This window comes from Bacillus sp. YBsi01, from assembly GCF_038406745.1.
Classification (GTDB): Bacteria; Bacillota; Bacilli; order Bacillales; family Bacillaceae; genus Bacillus; species Bacillus siamensis.
Genome location: NZ_CP151679.1, coordinates 1,008,753 through 1,028,704, shown reverse-complemented (window position 1 = coordinate 1,028,704; position 19,952 = coordinate 1,008,753). Strand labels below are relative to the sequence as shown.

The window sequence follows — 19,952 nt, the reverse complement described above, 5'->3', positions numbered from 1 at the left end:
ACATGAATCAATGGATGGATCTTGCAGAGAGAGTGCTGGACGGGGCGGAAGTAACGAACCAGGAAGCGCTGGCCATTTTAAATTGTCCTGATGGGGATCTTTTATTGCTGATGCATGCCGCTTTTCATATCAGAAAACGATTTTACGGAAAAAAGGTAAAGCTGAATATGATTATGAATGCAAAGTCAGGCCTGTGTCCCGAAAATTGCGGGTACTGTTCACAATCTGCAATATCAAAAGCGCCGATTGAGTCTTATCGGATGGTGGATAAGCATATATTGCTTAAAGGGGCAAAACGCGCCCATGACCTGAATATAGGAACATACTGCATCGTCGCCAGCGGCCGGGGACCGTCAAACAGAGAAGTAGACCAAGTGGTTGATGCTGTCAAAGAAATAAAAGAAACGTACGGTTTGAAAATCTGCGCATGCCTCGGTCTGCTGAAGCCGGAACAGGCAGAGCGGCTGAAACAGGCAGGAGTCGACCGGTACAATCATAACATCAATACGTCACAAAGGAATCACGCAAACATTACGACCTCACACACGTATGACGACAGGGTCAATACGGTACAAATGGCGAAACAATCAGGGATGTCACCTTGTTCGGGTGTCATCGTCGGCATGAAAGAGACGAAACAGGACATCATTGATATGGCGAACAGCTTGAAAGCGCTTGACGCCGACAGCATCCCGGTTAATTTTCTGCATGCGATTGACGGAACTCCGTTAGAAGGAGTAAGCGAATTAAATCCGGTGTATTGCCTGAAAGTGCTCGCCTTGTTCCGTTTTATCAATCCGGCAAAAGAAATCCGTATCTCAGGAGGACGGGAAGTCAACCTGCGTTCGCTGCAGCCGCTCGGCCTGTACGCGGCAAACTCTATATTCGTCGGTGATTACTTAACAACCTCAGGACAGCATGAAACAGAGGATCATAAAATGCTCCATGATCTAGGTTTTGAAGTTGAATCCGTCGAAGAAATGAAAGCCGGCTTACAATCCGCCTGCAAAACGGAGGTATAAGATGACGGCGGGCGTATCAATTTCACATCCGTCCCTCCAGGCGGATTCAGATTTTTGGAATGACCCTTACCCGTTTTATGACAAACTGCGGGCCATTGATCCTGTTTATAAAGGAACCGTATTAAAATATCCGGGCTGGTATGTCACCGGGTATAAAGAGGCGGCAGCGATTCTGAAAGACAACCGGTTTAAAAACCGTGTTCCTCTTCCGGAAGCTTCAACGAAATATCAAAATCTATCGCATATCCAGCACGATATGCTGTTATTTAAAAATCAATCAGACCATAAGCGGATCCGGATGGTTATAGGGAAAGAATTCACCGCAAAGACGGCGGAATCACTCCGCCCCTGTATAAAAGAAACGGCGCATGACTTATTGGATCAAGTCCAAAACAAAAAAACCGCAGACCTTGTTTCAGAGTTTGCCTTTCCATTGGCAAGCCTCATCATTGCGAAGATACTCGGAGTGCCGAAAGAGGAGAGATATCAATTCAGACAATGGACGGCAGACGTCATTCAGGCCATTGATTTTACCCGGTCAAGAAAGATGTTAGTCAGAGCAAGCGGCACCGCAGGCAGGATGACGTCATATTTCAGAGATTTGATTCACAAGCGGAAAATCCAGCCTCAGGAAGACTTGATCAGCAGGTTGATTGTGGAAGAACAGCTATCCAAAGAGGAAGTGCTCGCGACATGTGTATTACTTATCATAGCCGGACACGAGACGACGGTAAACCTCATAAGCAACGGTGTGTATACTTTATTGAAACACCCTGAACAGCTTAGCGCACTGAGAGAAAACCCCTCGCTTATTGAAACTGCAGTCGAGGAATGTTTGCGCTACGACAGCCCTACGCAGCTGACGGCCCGCACCGCTTCAGAAGACTGCGAAATAAATGGAAAGATCATAAAAAAAGGAGAGCAGGTATATATCCTTTTAGGTGCAGCCAATCGCGATCCAAGCATATTCAATCAGCCTCACAAAATGGACATTGAAAGAAAACCGAATCCGCATCTTGCATTCGGAAAGAACGCCCATTTTTGCGTGGGTTCACGATTAGCGCGCATTGAAGCACAAATAGCCATTCTCACGCTGTTAGAGCGGATGCCTAAGCTTCGGCTGGCCGCACCCAGGCTTGAATACCGGAAGCTCATTGGTTTTAGGTCGCTCACAGAGCTTCCAGTTGTCATCGGCTGATGACCATGCAGGAGGGTCGGATTTTACCGGTTCCTCCTGCAGGAAATAAATGAAAGAAAAAAGAATACATATTTATAAAGCAAAAATCCTCTCTCTCATATCCAAAAAAACTCACCGCTCAGCCATTCAATATAACGTAACAAGGGCTTCCTTTTCTTTCCGCCAAAATGGAAACTTCCGATTGTCCGGAATTCATGCGTCTTTTTTCGAAAAAACGAAGCATGATGTAAGCTTGGCATGGTTGTTGCATTTTCTTCCTTCGAATCAATTTGTAAGCGTTTGCTATCATGAAGCAGAAAAGAGGGGGATTTGTGGACATTGTCATTATTTTATTGGCATTATGCTTGCTGATGTTTGCGGCTTACCGAGGCTTTTCAGTCATTTTATTTGCCCCGATTTGCGCGCTGTTTGCTGTGCTTCTGACAGATCCGAGCTTCGTACTTCCTTTCTTCTCGAATATATTTATGGAGAAGATGGCTGGCTTTATTAAGCTGTATTTTCCCGTATTTCTTTTGGGGGCTGTTTTTGGCAAGGTTGTTGAAATATCCGGGCTCGCCGAGTCGATCGCAAAAACAATCGTCAGGCTTGTGGGAGCAAAAAGAGCCATTCTTGCCATCGTCTTAATGGGTGCGATTTTAACGTACAGCGGCGTCAGTCTCTTCGTAGCGGTGTTTGCTGTCTATCCGTTTGCTAAAAACCTATTTATGAAAGCTGATATTCCCAAACGTCTGATACCCGGAACGATTGCATTGGGCGCTTTTACATTTACAATGGATGCGCTTCCCGGCACACCGCAAATTCAAAATGTCATTCCGTCAGCATTTTTTAAAACAAACATTTATGCCGCTCCCTGGCTCGGACTGATTGGTGCAGCGTTTGTGCTTACGGCCGGGATGCTTTATTTAGAATTCCGGCGCAAGAAAGCGGCCGATTCAGGAGAAGGCTATGCTGGGTTTCCGTCTGAAGTTTCCGCTGCAAAGGAATCCTCAGGTCTGGCTTATGAAAAAAAAACGCCTGATTTACCGCAGGAGGCAGAACCCAGTACCGCGCGGCAAGTGCTCGCCTTTATTCCGCTTATCCTTGTCGGGGTATTGAACAAATGCTTCACGATGTGGCTCCCGCATTGGTATCCCGAGGGATTTGATTTTGCGCCGCTCGGCTTAGAAGCGTTCGGAAAGATTGATCTTTCCTCCGTCACTGCGATCTGGTCAGTAGAACTCGCACTGTTCATCGGTATCATGACAACGATTTTGTTCGATTGGAAAAAAGTGCTCTTCAATTTGAAGGAAGGACTGAATGTGGGCATCGGGGGCGCCTTGCTGGCGTCAATGAATACAGGAGCCGAATACGGATTTGGCGGCATCATTGCAGCGCTTCCCGGCTTCAAAGCAGTCAGCAGCGGCATATCGCAGACGTTTACTGATCCGCTTGTCAATGGAGCGGTGACGACCACTGCGCTTGCCGGGATTACAGGGTCGGCCTCAGGAGGAATGGGCATCGCTTTAAGTACGATGTCCGCAGCGTATACAGAAGCAATCCATACATTTCACATCCCGCCGGAAGTCATGCACCGGGTGATCTCGATGGCCTCTGGCGGGATGGACACTCTTCCGCATAATGGCGCCGTCATTACGCTGCTCGCGGTCACAGGGTTGACTCACCGCCAATCCTACAGAGATATCTTTGCCATTACCGTCATTAAAACAGCCGCTGTGTTTGTCATCATCGGTATTTACAGTCTGACGGGCCTTGTGTAGCCAAAACAGAAAGGGGAAGCGAATATGGGAAACGGGAAAATCATGGATTCGTTTAAAGAAGCTGCTCAACTGATCAAAGACGGAGACACCCTCATCGCAGGAGGATTCGGCCTGTGCGGCATTCCGGAACAATTAATTCTCGCGATCAGGGACAGCGGCGTGAAAAACATGACCGTTGTCAGTAATAACTGCGGTGTTGATGACTGGGGATTGGGCCTCTTGCTTGCAAATCGGCAGATCAAAAAAATGGTCGCATCCTATGTGGGAGAAAACAAAACATTTGAACGGCAGTTTTTAAGCGGGGAGCTGGAAGTCGAATTGGTTCCCCAAGGAACGCTCGCGGAACGAATTCGCGCGGGAGGGGCGGGCATCCCGGGTTTTTATACATCTGCGGGCGTCGGGACATCAGTAGCCGAAGGAAAAGAACAGAAGACATTTGAAGGACGCACCTATCTTCTGGAGAAAGGAATTACAGGGAACGCCGCCATCGTAAAGGCCTGGAAAGCTGATCCTCTGGGCAACCTGATGTTCAGAAAGACGGCGAGAAACTTCAATCCGCTCGCTGCCATGGCAGGCAAAGTGACAATTGCAGAGGCTGAAGAAATCGTCGATATCGGAGAGCTTGATCCGGATCACATTCATACACCGGGTATCTTTGTTCAGCATGTGCTCAAAAGCACAACACAAGAAAAACGGATCGAACGCCGCACCGTCCGGGAAGCATGAAGAAGGGAGCTGATCTCATGAAAGATGGCAGAAAACGAATGATCGCACGGGCAGTAAAGGAAATTAAGGACGGAATGAATGTGAATTTGGGGATAGGCATGCCGACGCTTGTCGCCAATGAAATCCCGGATCATTACAATGTGATGCTTCAGTCGGAAAACGGCTTGCTCGGAATCGGCCCTTATCCCCTTGCCGGAACGGAGGACCCAGATCTTATTAACGCCGGGAAAGAAACCATTACCGAAGTCAAAGGAGCCTCGTATTTTGACAGTGCCGAATCGTTTGCTATGATTCGCGGGGGTCACATTGATGTCGCCATCCTCGGCGGCATGGAAGTGTCCGAACGGGGAGATTTGGCGAACTGGATGATCCCCGGAAAAATGATTAAAGGAATGGGCGGCGCCATGGACTTGGTTCACGGAGCAAAACGGATCGTTGTCATCATGGAGCATGTGAATAAATATGGAGAGTCCAAAGTGAAATCGGAATGTACGCTGCCTTTAACCGGCAGGCAGGTCGTCGATCGGCTGATCACAGATTTGGCGGTATTCGATTTCCGCCAAGGCCGTATGACGCTGACCGAATTGCAGGAAGGCGCGGCATTAGAGGAAGTCCTCGAGAAAACCGAAGGCCGGTTCACTGTCAGTGAAGCATTAACGTCCCGGCGGAAATAAGGAGGTATCATCATGCATTCAATGCTGAAACACAAAACAGCTGTAGTGACAGGGGCAGCCAGAGGAATCGGATTTGAAATCGCTCAAGAATTCACCCGTGAAGGAGCCTCCGTTCTCATAGCGGATGTTAATGAACAGGCGGGAAAAGAAGCTGCTGCAAAACTCAGCGGAGAAGGCGCCCATGCCATCAGCATCACGTGTGATGTAACAGATGAAAAACAAACGGCCGATATGATTCAAACAGCTCTGACAGAATTCGGTCGGCTCGATATTCTCGTAAATAACGCGGGCATTCAGCATATCGCGCCCATCGAGGAATTTCCCGCGGAACAGTTTGAAAGACTCATCCGTGTCATGCTGACTGGACCGTTTCTCACCATGAAACATGCATTCCCCATCATGAAAAAACAGCAGTTCGGACGGATCATCAATATGGCGTCTGTCAACGGACTGATCGGCTTTTACGGAAAAGCGGCATATAACAGCGCCAAGCATGGCGTCATTGGCTTAACGAAAGTCGGCGCACTTGAAGGCGCGGCTGACGGCATTACCGTCAATGCGCTTTGCCCAGGATATGTGGACACTCAGCTTGTCCGCAATCAGTTAAAGGATATTTCCGCAACAAGGAATGTACCATACGAAAGGGTGCTGGAGGACGTCATCTTTCCGCTCGTTCCCCAAAAACGGCTGCTGTCAGTGAAGGAAATTGCGGATTACGCCGTATTTTTGGCCAGCGACAAAGCAAAAGGCGTCACCGGTCAGGCCGTCGTTATGGACGGCGGGTATACCGCTCAATAGTTCTGATACCCATGAAAAAACAGCCGTTCTGAGCGGCTGTTTTTTTCTGTCCAAATAAGATTGGGGTTCTTGATAAGCAAGATGGTGAATGCTGACGGAAGGTTACAAAACAATGTAAACAAAAAACAGCCGGAATTTAATCGATTGAGAATGCATCAATCGGTATCGGAGCAGGATCATCCATATGTTCTGCACCGCATTTCACTGCAGATTTTCCTCTTCCAATCCCATTCCTGCACAACCAGTTTACAATCCTTCACAGATATACAAATGAACTTTTACAATAAACAGAAAAGATGTAATTTCTGACACAATTATGCCTATATACCCAAAAAATATGAAACATTAAGGGCGCTCCCTAAGTGAAGAAGAGTCGGAAACAGGCTTCCGGCCCGGCTCTCATCACCTCTCTTTAAGACTGATTTTTCAGTGTCAGCTCCATCTTATATTTTATGAACAATTATAACCAGTTCGTTTGTGAAATCGAACAATAACTCCTCCGAAAGTATTCTATACACCTTTGTTATAATCATGCTACGATGTTATATAAAGGGATATATTGTATGATATTGGATTAATGTTCAATGCGATCGGAGGGAGCTCATGAACAATCTTGCCTTTTTATTTCCTGGACAAGGATCTCAATTTGTAGGAATGGGCAAACAATTTTGGAATGATTTTGCGGTCGCAAAAAGATTATTTGAAGAAGCTGGCGACGCGATCTCCTTGGATATAAAAAAGCTGTGTTTTAACGGTGATATGAATGAATTAACAAAAACAATGAATGCGCAGCCCGCTATTTTAACGGTCAGTGTGATTGCGTTTCAAGTGTATATGCAAGAAATAGGGGTTAAGCCGCGCTTTCTTGCAGGTCACAGCTTAGGAGAATACTCGGCGCTTGTCTGTGCCGGCGCCCTTTCTTTTCATGATGCCGTTACACTTGTAAGGCGGCGGGGGATTCTTATGCAAAATGCGGATCCCCAGCAGCAGGGGACAATGGCTGCTGTGACCCGGCTCTCTCTTCAAACATTGCAAGAAATGTGTGCGAAAGTGTCGACAGAAGACTTTCCGGCAGATGTAGCCTGCATGAATTCAGACCGGCAGCATGTCATTTCCGGACATCGGCAAGCTGTGGAGCGTGTCATCAGGATGGCGGAGGATAAGGGGGCGGCATACACTTATTTAAATGTAAGTGCACCTTTTCACAGTTCAATGATAAGATCGGCATCCGAACAATTCCAGAGTGCATTACAGCAGTATTCCATCCGGGATGCCGCATGGCCGATCATTTCAAATGTCACCGCGCGCCCTTACAGCAAAAATTCGATCAGCGAACATCTCAAGCAGCACATGACGATGCCGGTAAGATGGGCGGAATCAATGCATTACTTGCTTTTACAAGGAGTCACGGAAGTCATCGAAATGGGGCCGAACAATGTCTTATCCGGTCTGCTGAAAAAAATAACGAACCACATTGTACCTTATCCCTTTGGACAGACATCTGATATTCACCAGCTTTCCAATTCAGCGGAAAGAAATAAACTTGTTGTCCGTTTACGCAAAAAACAACTGAATAAATTGATGATTCAAACCATCATTGCTCGAAATTACAACAAGGATTCATTGGCTTATTCCAACCTGACGAACCCATTATTTACGCAAATCCAAGAGCTGAAAGAGAGAATGGAAAGACATGAAAATGAGCTCTCAGAACAAGAGCTCGAACATTCGATCCATTTATGCAAATTAATTTGCGAGGCTAAACAGCTTCCGGCATGGGAAGAATTGCGGATTTTAAAATAAAGCGCCCAGGAGGGGACCTATGTATACCAGTCAATTCCAAACCTTAGTAGATGTCATTCGGGAAAGAAGCAATATCTCTGATCGCGGAATCCGTTTTATCGAATCCGATAAAAAAGAGACAGTTGTCTCTTACCGCCAATTGTTTGAAGAAGCGAAAGGCTTTCTTGGCTATTTACAGCATATCGGCATTCAGCCGAAGCAGGAAATTGTATTTCAAATCCAAGAAAACAAATCATTTGTCGTTGCTTTTTGGGCTTGTATATTAGGAGGAATGATCCCGGTACCGGTCAGTATCGGAGAAGATGATGACCATAAGCTGAAGGTGTGGCGCATTTGGAATATATTAAATCATCCGTTTCTGATTGCCTCTGAAAAAGTATTGGACAAAATAAAGAAATACGCTGCAGAACACGATTTACAGGATTTCCATCATCAATTAAACGAAAAATCCGACATCATTCAAGATCAAACCTACGATTACCCCGCTTCGTTTTATGAACCTGATGCGAATGAACTGGCTTTTATCCAATTTTCTTCCGGATCGACAGGAGATCCAAAAGGAGTCATGTTAACGCATCACAACTTAATACATAACACGTGCGCCATTGGGACTGCCCTAGCCATTCATTCGAAAGACTCTTTCTTATCATGGATGCCTTTAACGCATGATATGGGGCTCATCGCCTGCCACCTTGTTCCCTTCATAACCGGAATCAATCAAAATCTAATGCCTACAGAATTATTTATTCGCAGACCTATTCTTTGGATGAAAAAAGCTCATGAACATAAAGCCAGTATTCTATCCTCTCCTAATTTCGGGTACAACTACTTCCTTAAATTTCTGAAAAACGAACCAGACTGGGATTTATCCCATATCAAAGTCATCGCAAACGGTGCAGAACCGATATTGCCGGAGCTCTGTGACGAATTTTTGAAAAGATGCGCAGCATTCAATCTGAAAAGATCCGCTATTTTGAATGTTTACGGTTTAGCGGAAGCTTCGGTTGGCGCAGCGTTTTCTAAAATAGGTAAAGAATTCGTTCCTGTTTATTTGCATCGTGACTATTTAAATCTTGGTGAACGAGCTGTAAAAGTCAGCAAAGAGGATCAACATTGCGCTTCATTCGTCGAAGTGGGACAACCCATTGACTATTGTCAGCTTCGGATCTCCGATGGAGCAAATGAAAGAGCAGAAGACGGAATCATCGGTCACATTCAGATTAAAGGAGACAATGTGACTCAAGGGTATTATAACAACCCCGAGAGTACGGAAAAAGCGCTGACTTCTGACGGCTGGGTAAAAACGGGAGACCTCGGATTCATTAATGAAAGTGGCAACTTAGTCGTAACCGGAAGAGAAAAGGACATTATTTTCGTGAACGGAAAAAATATCTACCCGCACGATATTGAACGGGTTGCGATTGAAATGGAAGAGGTTGACTTAGGAAGGGTTGCCGCCTGCGGTGTATATGACCAAAAGATACAAAGCGGAGAGATCGTGCTCTTTGTTGTTTACAAAAAATCACCTGAAAAATTTGCCCCGCTTGTTAAAGAGATCAAAAAGCATTTATACCAGCGGGGCGGCTGGAGCATAAAAGAAGTACTCCCGATCAAAAAGCTGCCAAAAACGACGAGCGGGAAGGTGAAACGTTATGAACTGGCCAGACAGTATGAAGCAGGGAATTTTTCAGCAGAGTCTGCCGCCATTAATGAATGTTTGGAGAGCAGCCCGAAAACTTCCGGACAGACTCCCATTCATGAAATCGAAACGGAATTACTGTCTATCTTTTCCGATGTGCTCGATGGGAAAAAGGTTCACCTCACTGACAGTTATTTTGATATGGGCGCAAATTCATTACAGTTATCGCAGATTGCCGAGCGTATAGAACAGAGATTTGGACGCGAGCTTGCCGTCTCCGACCTCTTTACGTATCCTTCTATTACTGATTTAGCGGCATATCTGTCTGAAAGCCGGGCTGAAATCAAGCAGGACGTGACAGTGAAACCAATCCGTGTGACGCCGAAAGATATTGCCATTATCGGGATGTCGCTCAATGTCCCGGGAGCATCGACCAAAAGTGATTTTTGGGATTTGCTAGAAAAAGGAGAGCACAGCATTCGAGAATACCCTGCATCCCGGCTGAAAGATGCGGCGGATTATTTAAAGTCCATCCAAAGTGAATTCAATGAGAATCAGTTTGTGAAGGGCGGTTATTTAGATGAAATCGACCGTTTTGATTATTCGTTTTTCGGTTTAGCGCCTAAAACCGCTCAGTTTATGGATCCTAACCAAAGACTGTTTTTGCAGTCTGCATGGCATGCGATTGAAGATGCGGGCTATGCCGGGGACGGGATAAACGGGAGCCGGGTCGGGGTATATGCGGGGTACTCGAAGGTGGGCTACGATTATGAACGCCTCCTTTCTGCGAATTATCCGGAGGAACTTCAGCAATATATAGTAGGCAATCTTCCTTCCGTGTTAGCCAGCCGGATTGCTTATTTCTTAAATTTAAAAGGGCCGGCGGTCACGGTGGATACAGCCTGCTCTTCATCGCTTGCCGCCGTTCATATGGCATGCAAATCTTTAATTTCCGGCGATTGTGACATGGCTCTTGCCGGCGGGATCCGGACATCGCTCTTGCCGATCCGTATCGGACTTGATATGGAATCCTCGGACGGGTACACGAAAACGTTCAGCAAAGATTCAGAGGGCACGGGCTCGGGTGAAGGCGCGGCGGCAGTCCTGTTAAAACCTTTGCAGGATGCAGTTCGCGACGGAGACCATATTTACGGCGTGATTAAAGGAAGCGCGATAAATCAAGACGGAACGACCGCCGGGATTACCGCACCGAATCCGGCAGCTCAGACTGAGGTCATTGAGACGGCCTGGAAAGACGCGGGCATTGCTCCTGAAACGCTGTCTTTCATTGAAGCGCATGGCACCGGAACAAAGCTCGGTGATCCGGTTGAATTCAACGGGCTTTGTAAAGCGTTTGAAAAACACACGGCAAAAAAACAATTTTGTGCGATTGGTTCTGTTAAATCGAACATCGGTCATTTGTTTGAAGCAGCAGGCATCGTCGGACTGATCAAATCTGTCCTCATGCTGAATCATAAGAAAAACCCGCCTTTAGCGCACTTTAATGAACCTAATCCGCTCATTCATTTTCACTCTTCACCATTTTATGTGAATCAGGAAGCTGCGGAGTTCACATCCGGTGATGAGCCGCTGCGAGGCGGAATCAGCTCGTTCGGTTTTAGCGGAACGAACGCTCATGTGGTATTGGAGGAATATACTTCTCAAAATGAGGATGCATCCGAGGACGAACATGAGCCGCACCTATTTGTTTTATCTGCTCATACTGAAAAATCACTCTATGAACTCGCACAGCAGTACCGTCAATATGTAGCAGATGACAGCCAAGCTTCATTGAAGTCCATTTGCTATACAGCCGGCACGGGCAGGGCTCATTTGGATCATGGCATTGCCATGATTGTATTCAGTAAGCAGGAATTATGTGACAAGCTGACTTCCGTAATCCAAGGAGACAGACATCTTCCCGGAGTATACGTTGGTTATAAGAACTTGAAGGAAATGCTGCCTGCCCATAAAGAGGAGCTGAATAAACAAGCAGCCGCTCTGATGGAGCAGCGTATACGAACGCATGATGAACGGATCGCATGGCTGAATCGCGCCGCCGAATTATTTGTGCAGGGAGCCGTAATAGACGGGAGCGCCATTTACGCCGGTGAAACCGTACAAAAAACGCCATTGCCCCTGTATCCGTTTGAACGGAACCGCTGCTGGGCTGAAGCTGACCAATTGCGCCTAAACGAGGGCCGAGAGAAAGGAGAAGCCGCATTGAACATCAATCAATCGAAGGCGCATATTGAATCCTTCCTGAAAACAGTCATCAGCAATTCTTCTGGAATCAGAGCGGAGGAACTCGATCTGAATGCCCATTTTATCGGGCTCGGAATGGATTCTATCATGCTGTCTCAGGTCAAAAAAGCTATCGCGGACGAATTTGGGATAGACATCCCGATGGATCGTTTTTTTGATACGATGAACAACCTTCAAAGTGTCATCGATTACTTGGCTGAGACTGTTCCATCATCTCATGCATCCGCTCCGGCTAAAGAGAATGTTCGGGCGCAGGAAACACTGGTCATTCCAGAAGCACAGCCTGAATCTGGTCACAGAGAAGATCATCAAGGACATATGCTCGAAAAAATAATTGCTTCTCAGAATCAATTAATCCAGGACACCTTGCAAGCTCAGTTAAATAGCTTTAATTTGCTGAGAAACGGCGGTCATCATTCCGATGTGAAAGAACACGATAAAACCCAAGAGAAATCAATTCCTTCTGTCAAGCAGGGGCCTCCGGCTGTCACTGCAGAAAAGACATTGACTCGAGAAACGAAACCTTATGTTCCTTTTCAGCCTCAGAACCTGCATGAACAGGGACACTATACCGCACGGCAAAAACAATATTTAGAAGATTTCATCGTGAAATATGCAGATAAAACGAAAGGTTCCAAACAGTATACGGACAAAACCCGATTTGCTCATGCAAATAATCGCAACTTGTCCAGCTTCCGTTCATATTGGAAGGAAATCGTGTACCCGATTATCGCTGAACGTTCTGACGGTTCCAAGATGTGGGATGTTGACGGCAACGAATACATTGATATCACCATGGGATTCGGGGTTAACCTTTTCGGGCATCACCCTTCCTTTATTACACAGGTTATCGATGATTCAGTCCGTTCATCATTGCCTCCGCTCGGCCCGATGTCGGATGTCGCAGGAGAAGTTGCCGATCGGATCCGCACATGCACTGGGGTGGAAAGGGTCGCTTTCTATAATTCCGGAACAGAGGCTGTCATGGTTGCCCTTCGTTTAGCGCGGGCGGCAACAGGAAGAAAGAAAGTTGTGGCCTTCTCGGGGTCTTATCACGGTACGTTTGACGGCGTATTAGGGGTTGCCGGCACTAAAGGCGGAGCCTCGTCTGCGAATCCGCTGGCTCCGGGTATACTGCAGAGCTATATGGATGATTTGATTATTTTACATTACAACAATCCCGATTCGCTCGATGTGATTCGCAGCCTCGGTGATGAATTGGCAGCCGTACTGGTGGAACCGGTACAAAGCCGCAGGCCGGATTTGCAGCCGCGGGCATTTTTGAAAGAATTGCGGGCGATCACGCAGCAATCCGGAACAGCTTTGATTATCGATGAAATTATTACCGGATTTCGGATCGGTCTCGGCGGCGCCCAGGAATGGTTCGGTATTCAGGCTGATTTAGTGACCTACGGAAAAATCATCGGCGGCGGACAGCCGTTAGGGATTGTTGCCGGAAAAGCTGAATTCATGAATGCGATCGACGGGGGAACCTGGCAGTATGGGGACGATTCCTATCCGCAAGATGAGGCGAAACGCACGTTTGTGGCCGGCACATTCAATACTCACCCGCTTACCATGAGAATGTCGTTAGCCGTGCTTCGCCATTTACAAACCGAGGGAGAACACCTGTATGAACAGCTGAATCAAAAAACAGCCTCCCTGGTTGATCGGCTAAATCGCTTCTTTGAACAATCGCAAGTGCCTATCCGCATGGTTCAATTCGGTTCTTTATTCCGGTTTGTCTCATCGCTTGATAACGACTTGTTCTTTTACCATCTCAATTATAAAGGGATCTATGTGTGGGAAGGACGCAACTGCTTCCTATCCACAGCGCATACCGCGGATGATATTGAACACATCATTCAAGCTGTTAAAGACACGGTGAAGGATCTTCGCCGAGGCGGATTTATTCCGGAAGGCCCGGATTCTCCTGATGACGGCGGGCATAACAAATCCGGGGCGTACGAGCTTTCAGATGAACAAAAACAATTGGTCATGGCATCCCATTATGGGAATGAAGCTTCTGCAGCTTTAAACCAGTCCATTATGCTGAAAATAAAGGGCGAACTGCAGCATACACCATTAAAACAAGCCGTCCGGCATATCGTCGACCGTCATGAAGCTTTACGTACGGTGATTCATCCCGATGACGAAGTACAGCAAGTGCAGGAACGGATGACTATAGAAATACCAGTCATTGATTTTACCGGTCACCCGGAAGAGCAGCGGGAAACAGAAATTCAGAAATGGCTGACTGAAGATGCCAAGCGGCCGTTTCACTTCCAAGAACAAAAGCCCTTGTTTCGAATCCATGTGCTTACATCGGCCCACAATGAACACCTGATTGTGCTCACGTTCCATCATATCATTGCTGATGGATGGTCGATCGCCGTTTTTGTTCAAGAGCTGGAGACCAGCTACGCGGCAATCGTACAAGGAAAATCAATTCAGCAAAAAGAGGCCGCTGCTTCATTTCGCCAATATTTAGACTGGCAGCAGGCGCAAATTGACAGCGGCCATTATGAAGAAGGAGTCCGGTATTGGCGGCATCATTTCTCAGAACCGATACAGCAGGCAGTCCTGCCGGGCGCCGCTTCTGCCCGCCATCAGAACGGATACGAGGGAGACCGGTGTACCGTCCGGCTAGGGCGGCCTTTAAGCGAGGCCTTAAAGTCTTTAAGCATTCGGATGAAAAATAGCGTATTTGTAACGATGCTTGGTGCATTTCACCTTTTTCTGCACCGGCTTACCAAACAGACGGGCCTTGTAATCGGGATGCCGACAGCCGGTCAATCCCATATGAAACAGCATGATCTGATGGGAAATTGCGTCAATATGATTCCGGTAAAAAACACGGCTTCTTCAGAAAGTACTTTATCCGGCTATCTGGACCGGATGAAAGAAAACGTGAATCAAGCCATGCGCCATCAAGCCGTTCCGATGACACTGGCGGCCAGAGAACTTCCGCACGATCATATGCCGGACATGCGTATTATTTTTAATTTGGACAGGCCTTTTCGAAAGCTTCACTTCGGAAAGGCGGAAGCTGAGCTCGTTGCTTACCCTATGAAATGCATTTCATACGATCTGTTTCTTAACGTAACGGATGTGGATCAAGAATACATTCTTGATTTTGATTTTAATACGAATGTCGTCAGTCCGGAGATCATGAAAAAGTGGGGAGCGGGCTTCACGACATTGCTACAAAAGATGGTTGAGGGGGATTCAGTCCCTCTTAACGCCTTGGTGATGTTTTCCGATGAAGAACAGCATCATTTACAAGAACTTTACGCTGAACACCAAAAGCGGGTTTCTTCAATCGTAAGCAATACGGAAAACCTTGCTGATGCCTACGAGGCGCCGGCAAATGAAACGGAGCGGCAGCTGGCGCAGATTTGGGAGGAGCTTTTCGGCCTTGAGCGGGTTGGCAGATTAGATCGCTTTCTGGAACTGGGAGGAAACTCACTCCAAGCGACGCTTATGCTTTCCAAAGTTCAGAAGACATTTCAGCAAAAAGTTTCCATCGGACAATTTTTCAATCACCAGACTGTTAAGGAATTAGCACGTTTCATTCAGAATGAAACGAAAGTCATTCACCTCCCAATCAAAGCTGCTGAGAAAAAAGCGTATTACCCGACATCGCCGGCGCAGCAAAGAGTATATTTCCTCCACCAAATGGAGCCGGATCAGCTGGCTCAAAATATGTTCGGCCAAATATCAATTATAGGGAAGTACGATGAGCATGCCTTGATTTCTTCCCTTCAGCAAGTCATAGAGCGGCATGAAGCGTTTCGCACATACTTTGAAATGATAGACGGGGAAATCGTTCAGAAGCTTGAAAACGAAGTCGATTTTAACGTTAAAGTCCGGACCATGAGCCGGAACGAATTTGAAGCTTATGCAGACCGATTTGTAAAACCGTTCCGCTTGGAACAAGCTCCTTTGGTTCGCGCGGAGCTGATCAAGATTGAAAACGAGCAGGCCGAACTGCTCATCGATATGCACCATATCATTTCGGACGGTTATTCCGTCAACATCCTTACAAATGAATTGCTGGCTTTATATCATCAAAAACCGCTAGCGGATATTGAATTTGAATATAAAGATTTCGCCGAATGGCAAAACCAATGGCTGAATGAGGATGCCATGAAGCGGCAGGAGGCATATTGGCTGGAACAATTTCCAGACGAAATCCCGGTCCTTCAATTGCCGACAGACGGCTCAAAAGCGGCGGAGCAGTCTTCTGAGGGACAGCGCGTGACGTGCTCTTTACAGCCGGATGTCATCCGTTCGCTGCAAGAGCTGGCGCAAAAAGCGGGAACGACTCTCTATACGGTGATGCTGGCGGCCTACAAAGTGCTGCTACATAAATATACGGGCCAAGAAGATGTTGTCGTAGGCACTCCTGCTTCAGGCAGAAATCATCCGGATATTGAAAATATCATCGGTATTTTCATACAAACCATCGGAATCCGAACGAAGCCGCACGCCAATCGAAAGTTCTCGGATTATCTGGAAGAAGTAAAGCGGCAGACGCTTGACGCTTTCGAAAACCAAGACTATCCATTCGACAGGCTTGTGGAGAAATTAAATGTCCAGCGGGAAACAACGGGAACATCGCTGTTTAACACGATGTTTGTATTTCAAAATATTGAATTTCATGAAATCCGGCACGATGAATGTACGTTTAAGGTGAAAGAGCGAAATCCCGGAGTCTCTTTATATGATTTGATGCTCACGATCGAAGATGCCGGACAACAAATCGAGATGCATTTTGATTTTAAATCGGGACAGTTTGAAAAAGACACCATTGAACAGATCACCAGACACTATACCGGCATTTTAAACAGCCTTGTGGAGCAGCCGGAGATGACGCTGTCTGCCGTTCCTATGCTGTCTGAAACCGAACGGCATCAATTGCTGACGGAGTGTAATGACACAAAGACGCCGTATCCGCATAAGGAAACAGTAACCCGATGGTTTGAAAAACAGGCGGCACAGCGGCCCGATCATGCAGCCGTTATTTTTGGCAATGAGCAGTATACGTACAGACAGCTCAATGAACGGGCGAACCAATTGGCGCGGACGTTACGGATAAAAGGCGTACAAGCGGATCAATTCGTTGCCATCCTTTCTCCGCATTGCCTTGAGCTGATTGTTGGAATTTTGGCAGTTCTGAAATCCGGCGGTGCATATGTGCCTATTGACCCTGAATATCCGGAAGATCGGATTCAATATATGCTGAGAGATTCAAAAGCGGAGGTTGTGTTGACACTGCAGAGCCTGCAAGATCAATTACCGTATGATGGTGACGTTGTGCTTTTGGATGAGGAAAGTTCATATCATGAGGACCGCTCGAATCTTGAATCGGATAGCAATGCACATGATTTGGCCTACATGATCTATACGTCGGGTTCTACGGGAAATCCGAAAGGTGTACTCATTGAGCACCAAGGGCTGGCTAATTATATTTGGTGGGCGAAAGAGGTTTATGTAAAGGGTGAGAAAACCAACTTCCCATTATACTCTTCCATCTCTTTCGATCTGACGGTGACTTCGATATTTACACCGCTGGCTACAGGAAATACCATCATTGTCTTCGATGGAGAGGACAAAAGCGCCGTGCTTTCTGAGATTATGAGGGACACAAGAATAGACATGATCAAATTAACACCGGCACATTTGCACGTCATCAAGGAGATGAATATAGCAGGCGGCACGGCAATACGGAAAATGATTGTGGGCGGAGAAAATTTAAGCACCCGTCTGGCTAAAAGTGTCAGCGAGCAGTTTAAAGGACGGCTGGACATTTTCAATGAATACGGACCGACGGAAGCTGTCGTCGGATGTATGATTTATCACTTCAACGCAGAACGGGACAAGCGGGAATTTGTACCGATCGGCACTCCGGCTGCCAATACGGATATTTATGTGGCCGATGCAAGCAGAAACCTGGTTCCGATCGGGGTAATCGGCGAAATGTATATCAGCGGACCGGGTGTGGCCAGAGGGTATTGGAACCGCCCGGATTTAACGGCAGAGAAATTTATTGAAAACCCATTTATACCGGGAGCGAAGATGTACAAAACAGGGGATTTGGCTAAACGATTGAAGGATGGAAATCTTGTATATATTGGGCGCGTTGATGAACAAGTCAAAATCAGGGGACACCGAATCGAGCTTGGGGAAATTGAAGCGGCGATGCATAACGCGGAAGCGGTGCAAAAAGCCGCGGTTACAGTGAAAGAAGAAGAAGACGGCTTAAAACAATTATGCGCGTATTACGTAAGCGACAAGCCTATAGCGGCTGCGCAGCTTAGGGAACAACTGTCATCGGAGCTTCCTGACTATATGGTTCCTTCTTATTTTGTCCGTCTGGACGATATGCCGTTAACGTCCAACGGGAAAATAAACCGTAAGGCACTGCCCGCGCCAGAAGCGAGTCTTCAGCAGACAGCTGAATATGTTCCGCCGGGCAATGAGGCGGAGTCCAAACTCGCAGATTTATGGCAGGAAGTGCTCGGAATAAGCCGTGCAGGAATTAAACATAATTTCTTTGATCTCGGAGGGAACTCCATTCGCGCAGCGGCCTTAGCCGCCAGAATTCAAAAAGAGCTGGATGTGAATCTGTCTCTAAAAGACATATTCAAGTTTCCTACCATTGAACAATTGGCCGAAAAGACGTTACACATGGACAAAAATCAATATGTACCGATCCCGGCCGCAAAGGAAATGTCCTATTATCCGGTTTCTTCAGCTCAGAGACGGATGTATTTGTTAAGTCACGCAGAAGGCGGCGAACTGACTTACAATATGACGGGTGCCATGAGCGTGGAAGGAGACGTTGATCCCGACCGGTTAAACGACGCTTTCCAAAAATTAATCGAGCGTCATGAAGCGTTGCGGACCAGCTTTGAATTATATGAAGGTGAGCCGGCGCAGCGAATTCATCAGAGCGTCGAATTTACAATAGAACAAATTCAAGCAAGCGAAGAAGAAGCGGAAGACCGTGTGCTTGAATTCATCCAAGCGTTTGATTTAGCCAAACCGCCTCTGATGCGAGCGGGATTAATTGAAATTGAACCTTTGCGGCATGTGCTTGTGGTTGATATGCATCATATCATTTCTGACGGCGTGTCCGTCAATATTATGATGAACGATCTGAGCCGGCTCTACGCAGGGAACCAACCGGACCCGCTTTCAGTTCAATATAAAGATTATGCGGTTTGGCAGCAATCGGACATTCAGAGACGGAACATTAAGAGCCAGGAAGCGTATTGGCTGGATCAGTTTCACGATGACATTCCCGTACTGGATATGCCTGCGGATTATGAGAGACCTGCCATACGCGATTACGAAGGCGAATCCTTCGAATTTGTTATACCGGAACACTTGAAACAGCGTTTAAGCCATATGGAAGAAGAAACAGGCGCAACACTGTATATGATTTTATTGGCGGCCTATACGATTCTTTTATCTAAATACAGCGGACAAGAGGATATTATCGTAGGAACGCCGTCTGCCGGGCGGACTCATTTGGATGTGGAGTCAGTTGTGGGAATGTTCGTCAATACGTTAGTCATTCGGAATCACCCGGCGGGCCGTAAAACATTTGATGCCTACTTAAACGAAGTAAAGGAAAACATGCTGAACGCCTATAAAAATCAAGACTATCCGTTGGAAGAATTGATACAGCATTTACATCTTCCGAAAGATTCAAGCCGCAATCCTTTATTCGATACGATGTTTGTGCTGCAAAATCTCGACCAGGCTGAATTGACATTTGATTCCCTGCAGCTCAAGCCGTATCCATTTCATCATCCGGTTGCCAAGTTCGATTTGACCTTGTCGATTCAGGCGGATCACGACAACTATCACGGGCTGTTTGAATATTCAAAAAAACTGTTTAAGAAAAGCAGAATCGAGATTCTATCAAACGACTATTTACACATCCTATCAGCGATTCTGGAACAGCCGGACATTCTGATCGATCAAATCGGATTGAGCGGAAATATTGAGGAAGAAGAGAACGCGCTTGATTCTATTCAATTGAACTTTTAGGGAATA

General features: G+C 46.7%; 8 protein-coding genes. All 8 read left to right on the top strand.

Annotation, left to right across the window (positions count from 1 at the left end; genetic code table 11):
• Window positions 1-2: 2 nt before the first annotated feature.
• The 8 genes from bioB (at window position 3) to AADZ70_RS05110 (ending at window position 19,946) form a co-directional block, all read left to right on the top strand.
• Window positions 3-1,022, top strand: a complete 1,020-nt coding sequence (bioB, locus tag AADZ70_RS05145) for a biotin synthase BioB (RefSeq protein ID WP_342007823.1) — start codon at window positions 3-5, stop codon at window positions 1,020-1,022.
• 1 nt (window position 1,023) lies between these two features.
• The gene (locus tag AADZ70_RS05140) at window positions 1,024-2,220 is read left to right on the top strand and encodes a cytochrome P450 (protein ID WP_342007822.1); all 1,197 of its coding nucleotides are present in this window, start codon (window positions 1,024-1,026) and stop codon (window positions 2,218-2,220) included.
• Between the two features lie 311 nt (window positions 2,221-2,531).
• Window positions 2,532-3,977, top strand: coding sequence for a GntP family permease (locus AADZ70_RS05135; RefSeq protein ID WP_342007821.1), 1,446 nt, complete (start codon window positions 2,532-2,534; stop codon window positions 3,975-3,977).
• Between the two features lie 24 nt (window positions 3,978-4,001).
• Window positions 4,002-4,703, top strand: coding sequence for a CoA transferase subunit A (locus AADZ70_RS05130; RefSeq protein ID WP_342007820.1), 702 nt, complete (start codon window positions 4,002-4,004; stop codon window positions 4,701-4,703).
• A gap of 17 nt (window positions 4,704-4,720) precedes the next feature.
• Window positions 4,721-5,377: a 3-oxoacid CoA-transferase subunit B gene (locus AADZ70_RS05125; RefSeq protein WP_016935945.1), complete on the top strand. Its 657-nt coding sequence runs from the start codon at window positions 4,721-4,723 to the stop codon at window positions 5,375-5,377.
• A gap of 24 nt (window positions 5,378-5,401) precedes the next feature.
• Window positions 5,402-6,175 carry a 3-hydroxybutyrate dehydrogenase gene (locus AADZ70_RS05120; RefSeq protein WP_316100460.1) on the top strand — a complete coding sequence of 258 codons (774 nt, stop codon included), beginning with the start codon at window positions 5,402-5,404 and terminating at the stop codon, window positions 6,173-6,175.
• 603 nt (window positions 6,176-6,778) lie between these two features.
• The gene (gene fabD / locus AADZ70_RS05115) at window positions 6,779-7,978 is read left to right on the top strand and encodes an ACP S-malonyltransferase (protein WP_167872605.1); all 1,200 of its coding nucleotides are present in this window, start codon (window positions 6,779-6,781) and stop codon (window positions 7,976-7,978) included.
• Window positions 7,979-7,997: 19 nt separating this feature from the next.
• Complete coding sequence (locus AADZ70_RS05110; RefSeq protein WP_342007819.1) at window positions 7,998-19,946, top strand: amino acid adenylation domain-containing protein; 11,949 nt, start codon at window positions 7,998-8,000, stop codon at window positions 19,944-19,946.
• The last annotated feature ends 6 nt before the right edge of the window (window positions 19,947-19,952 follow it).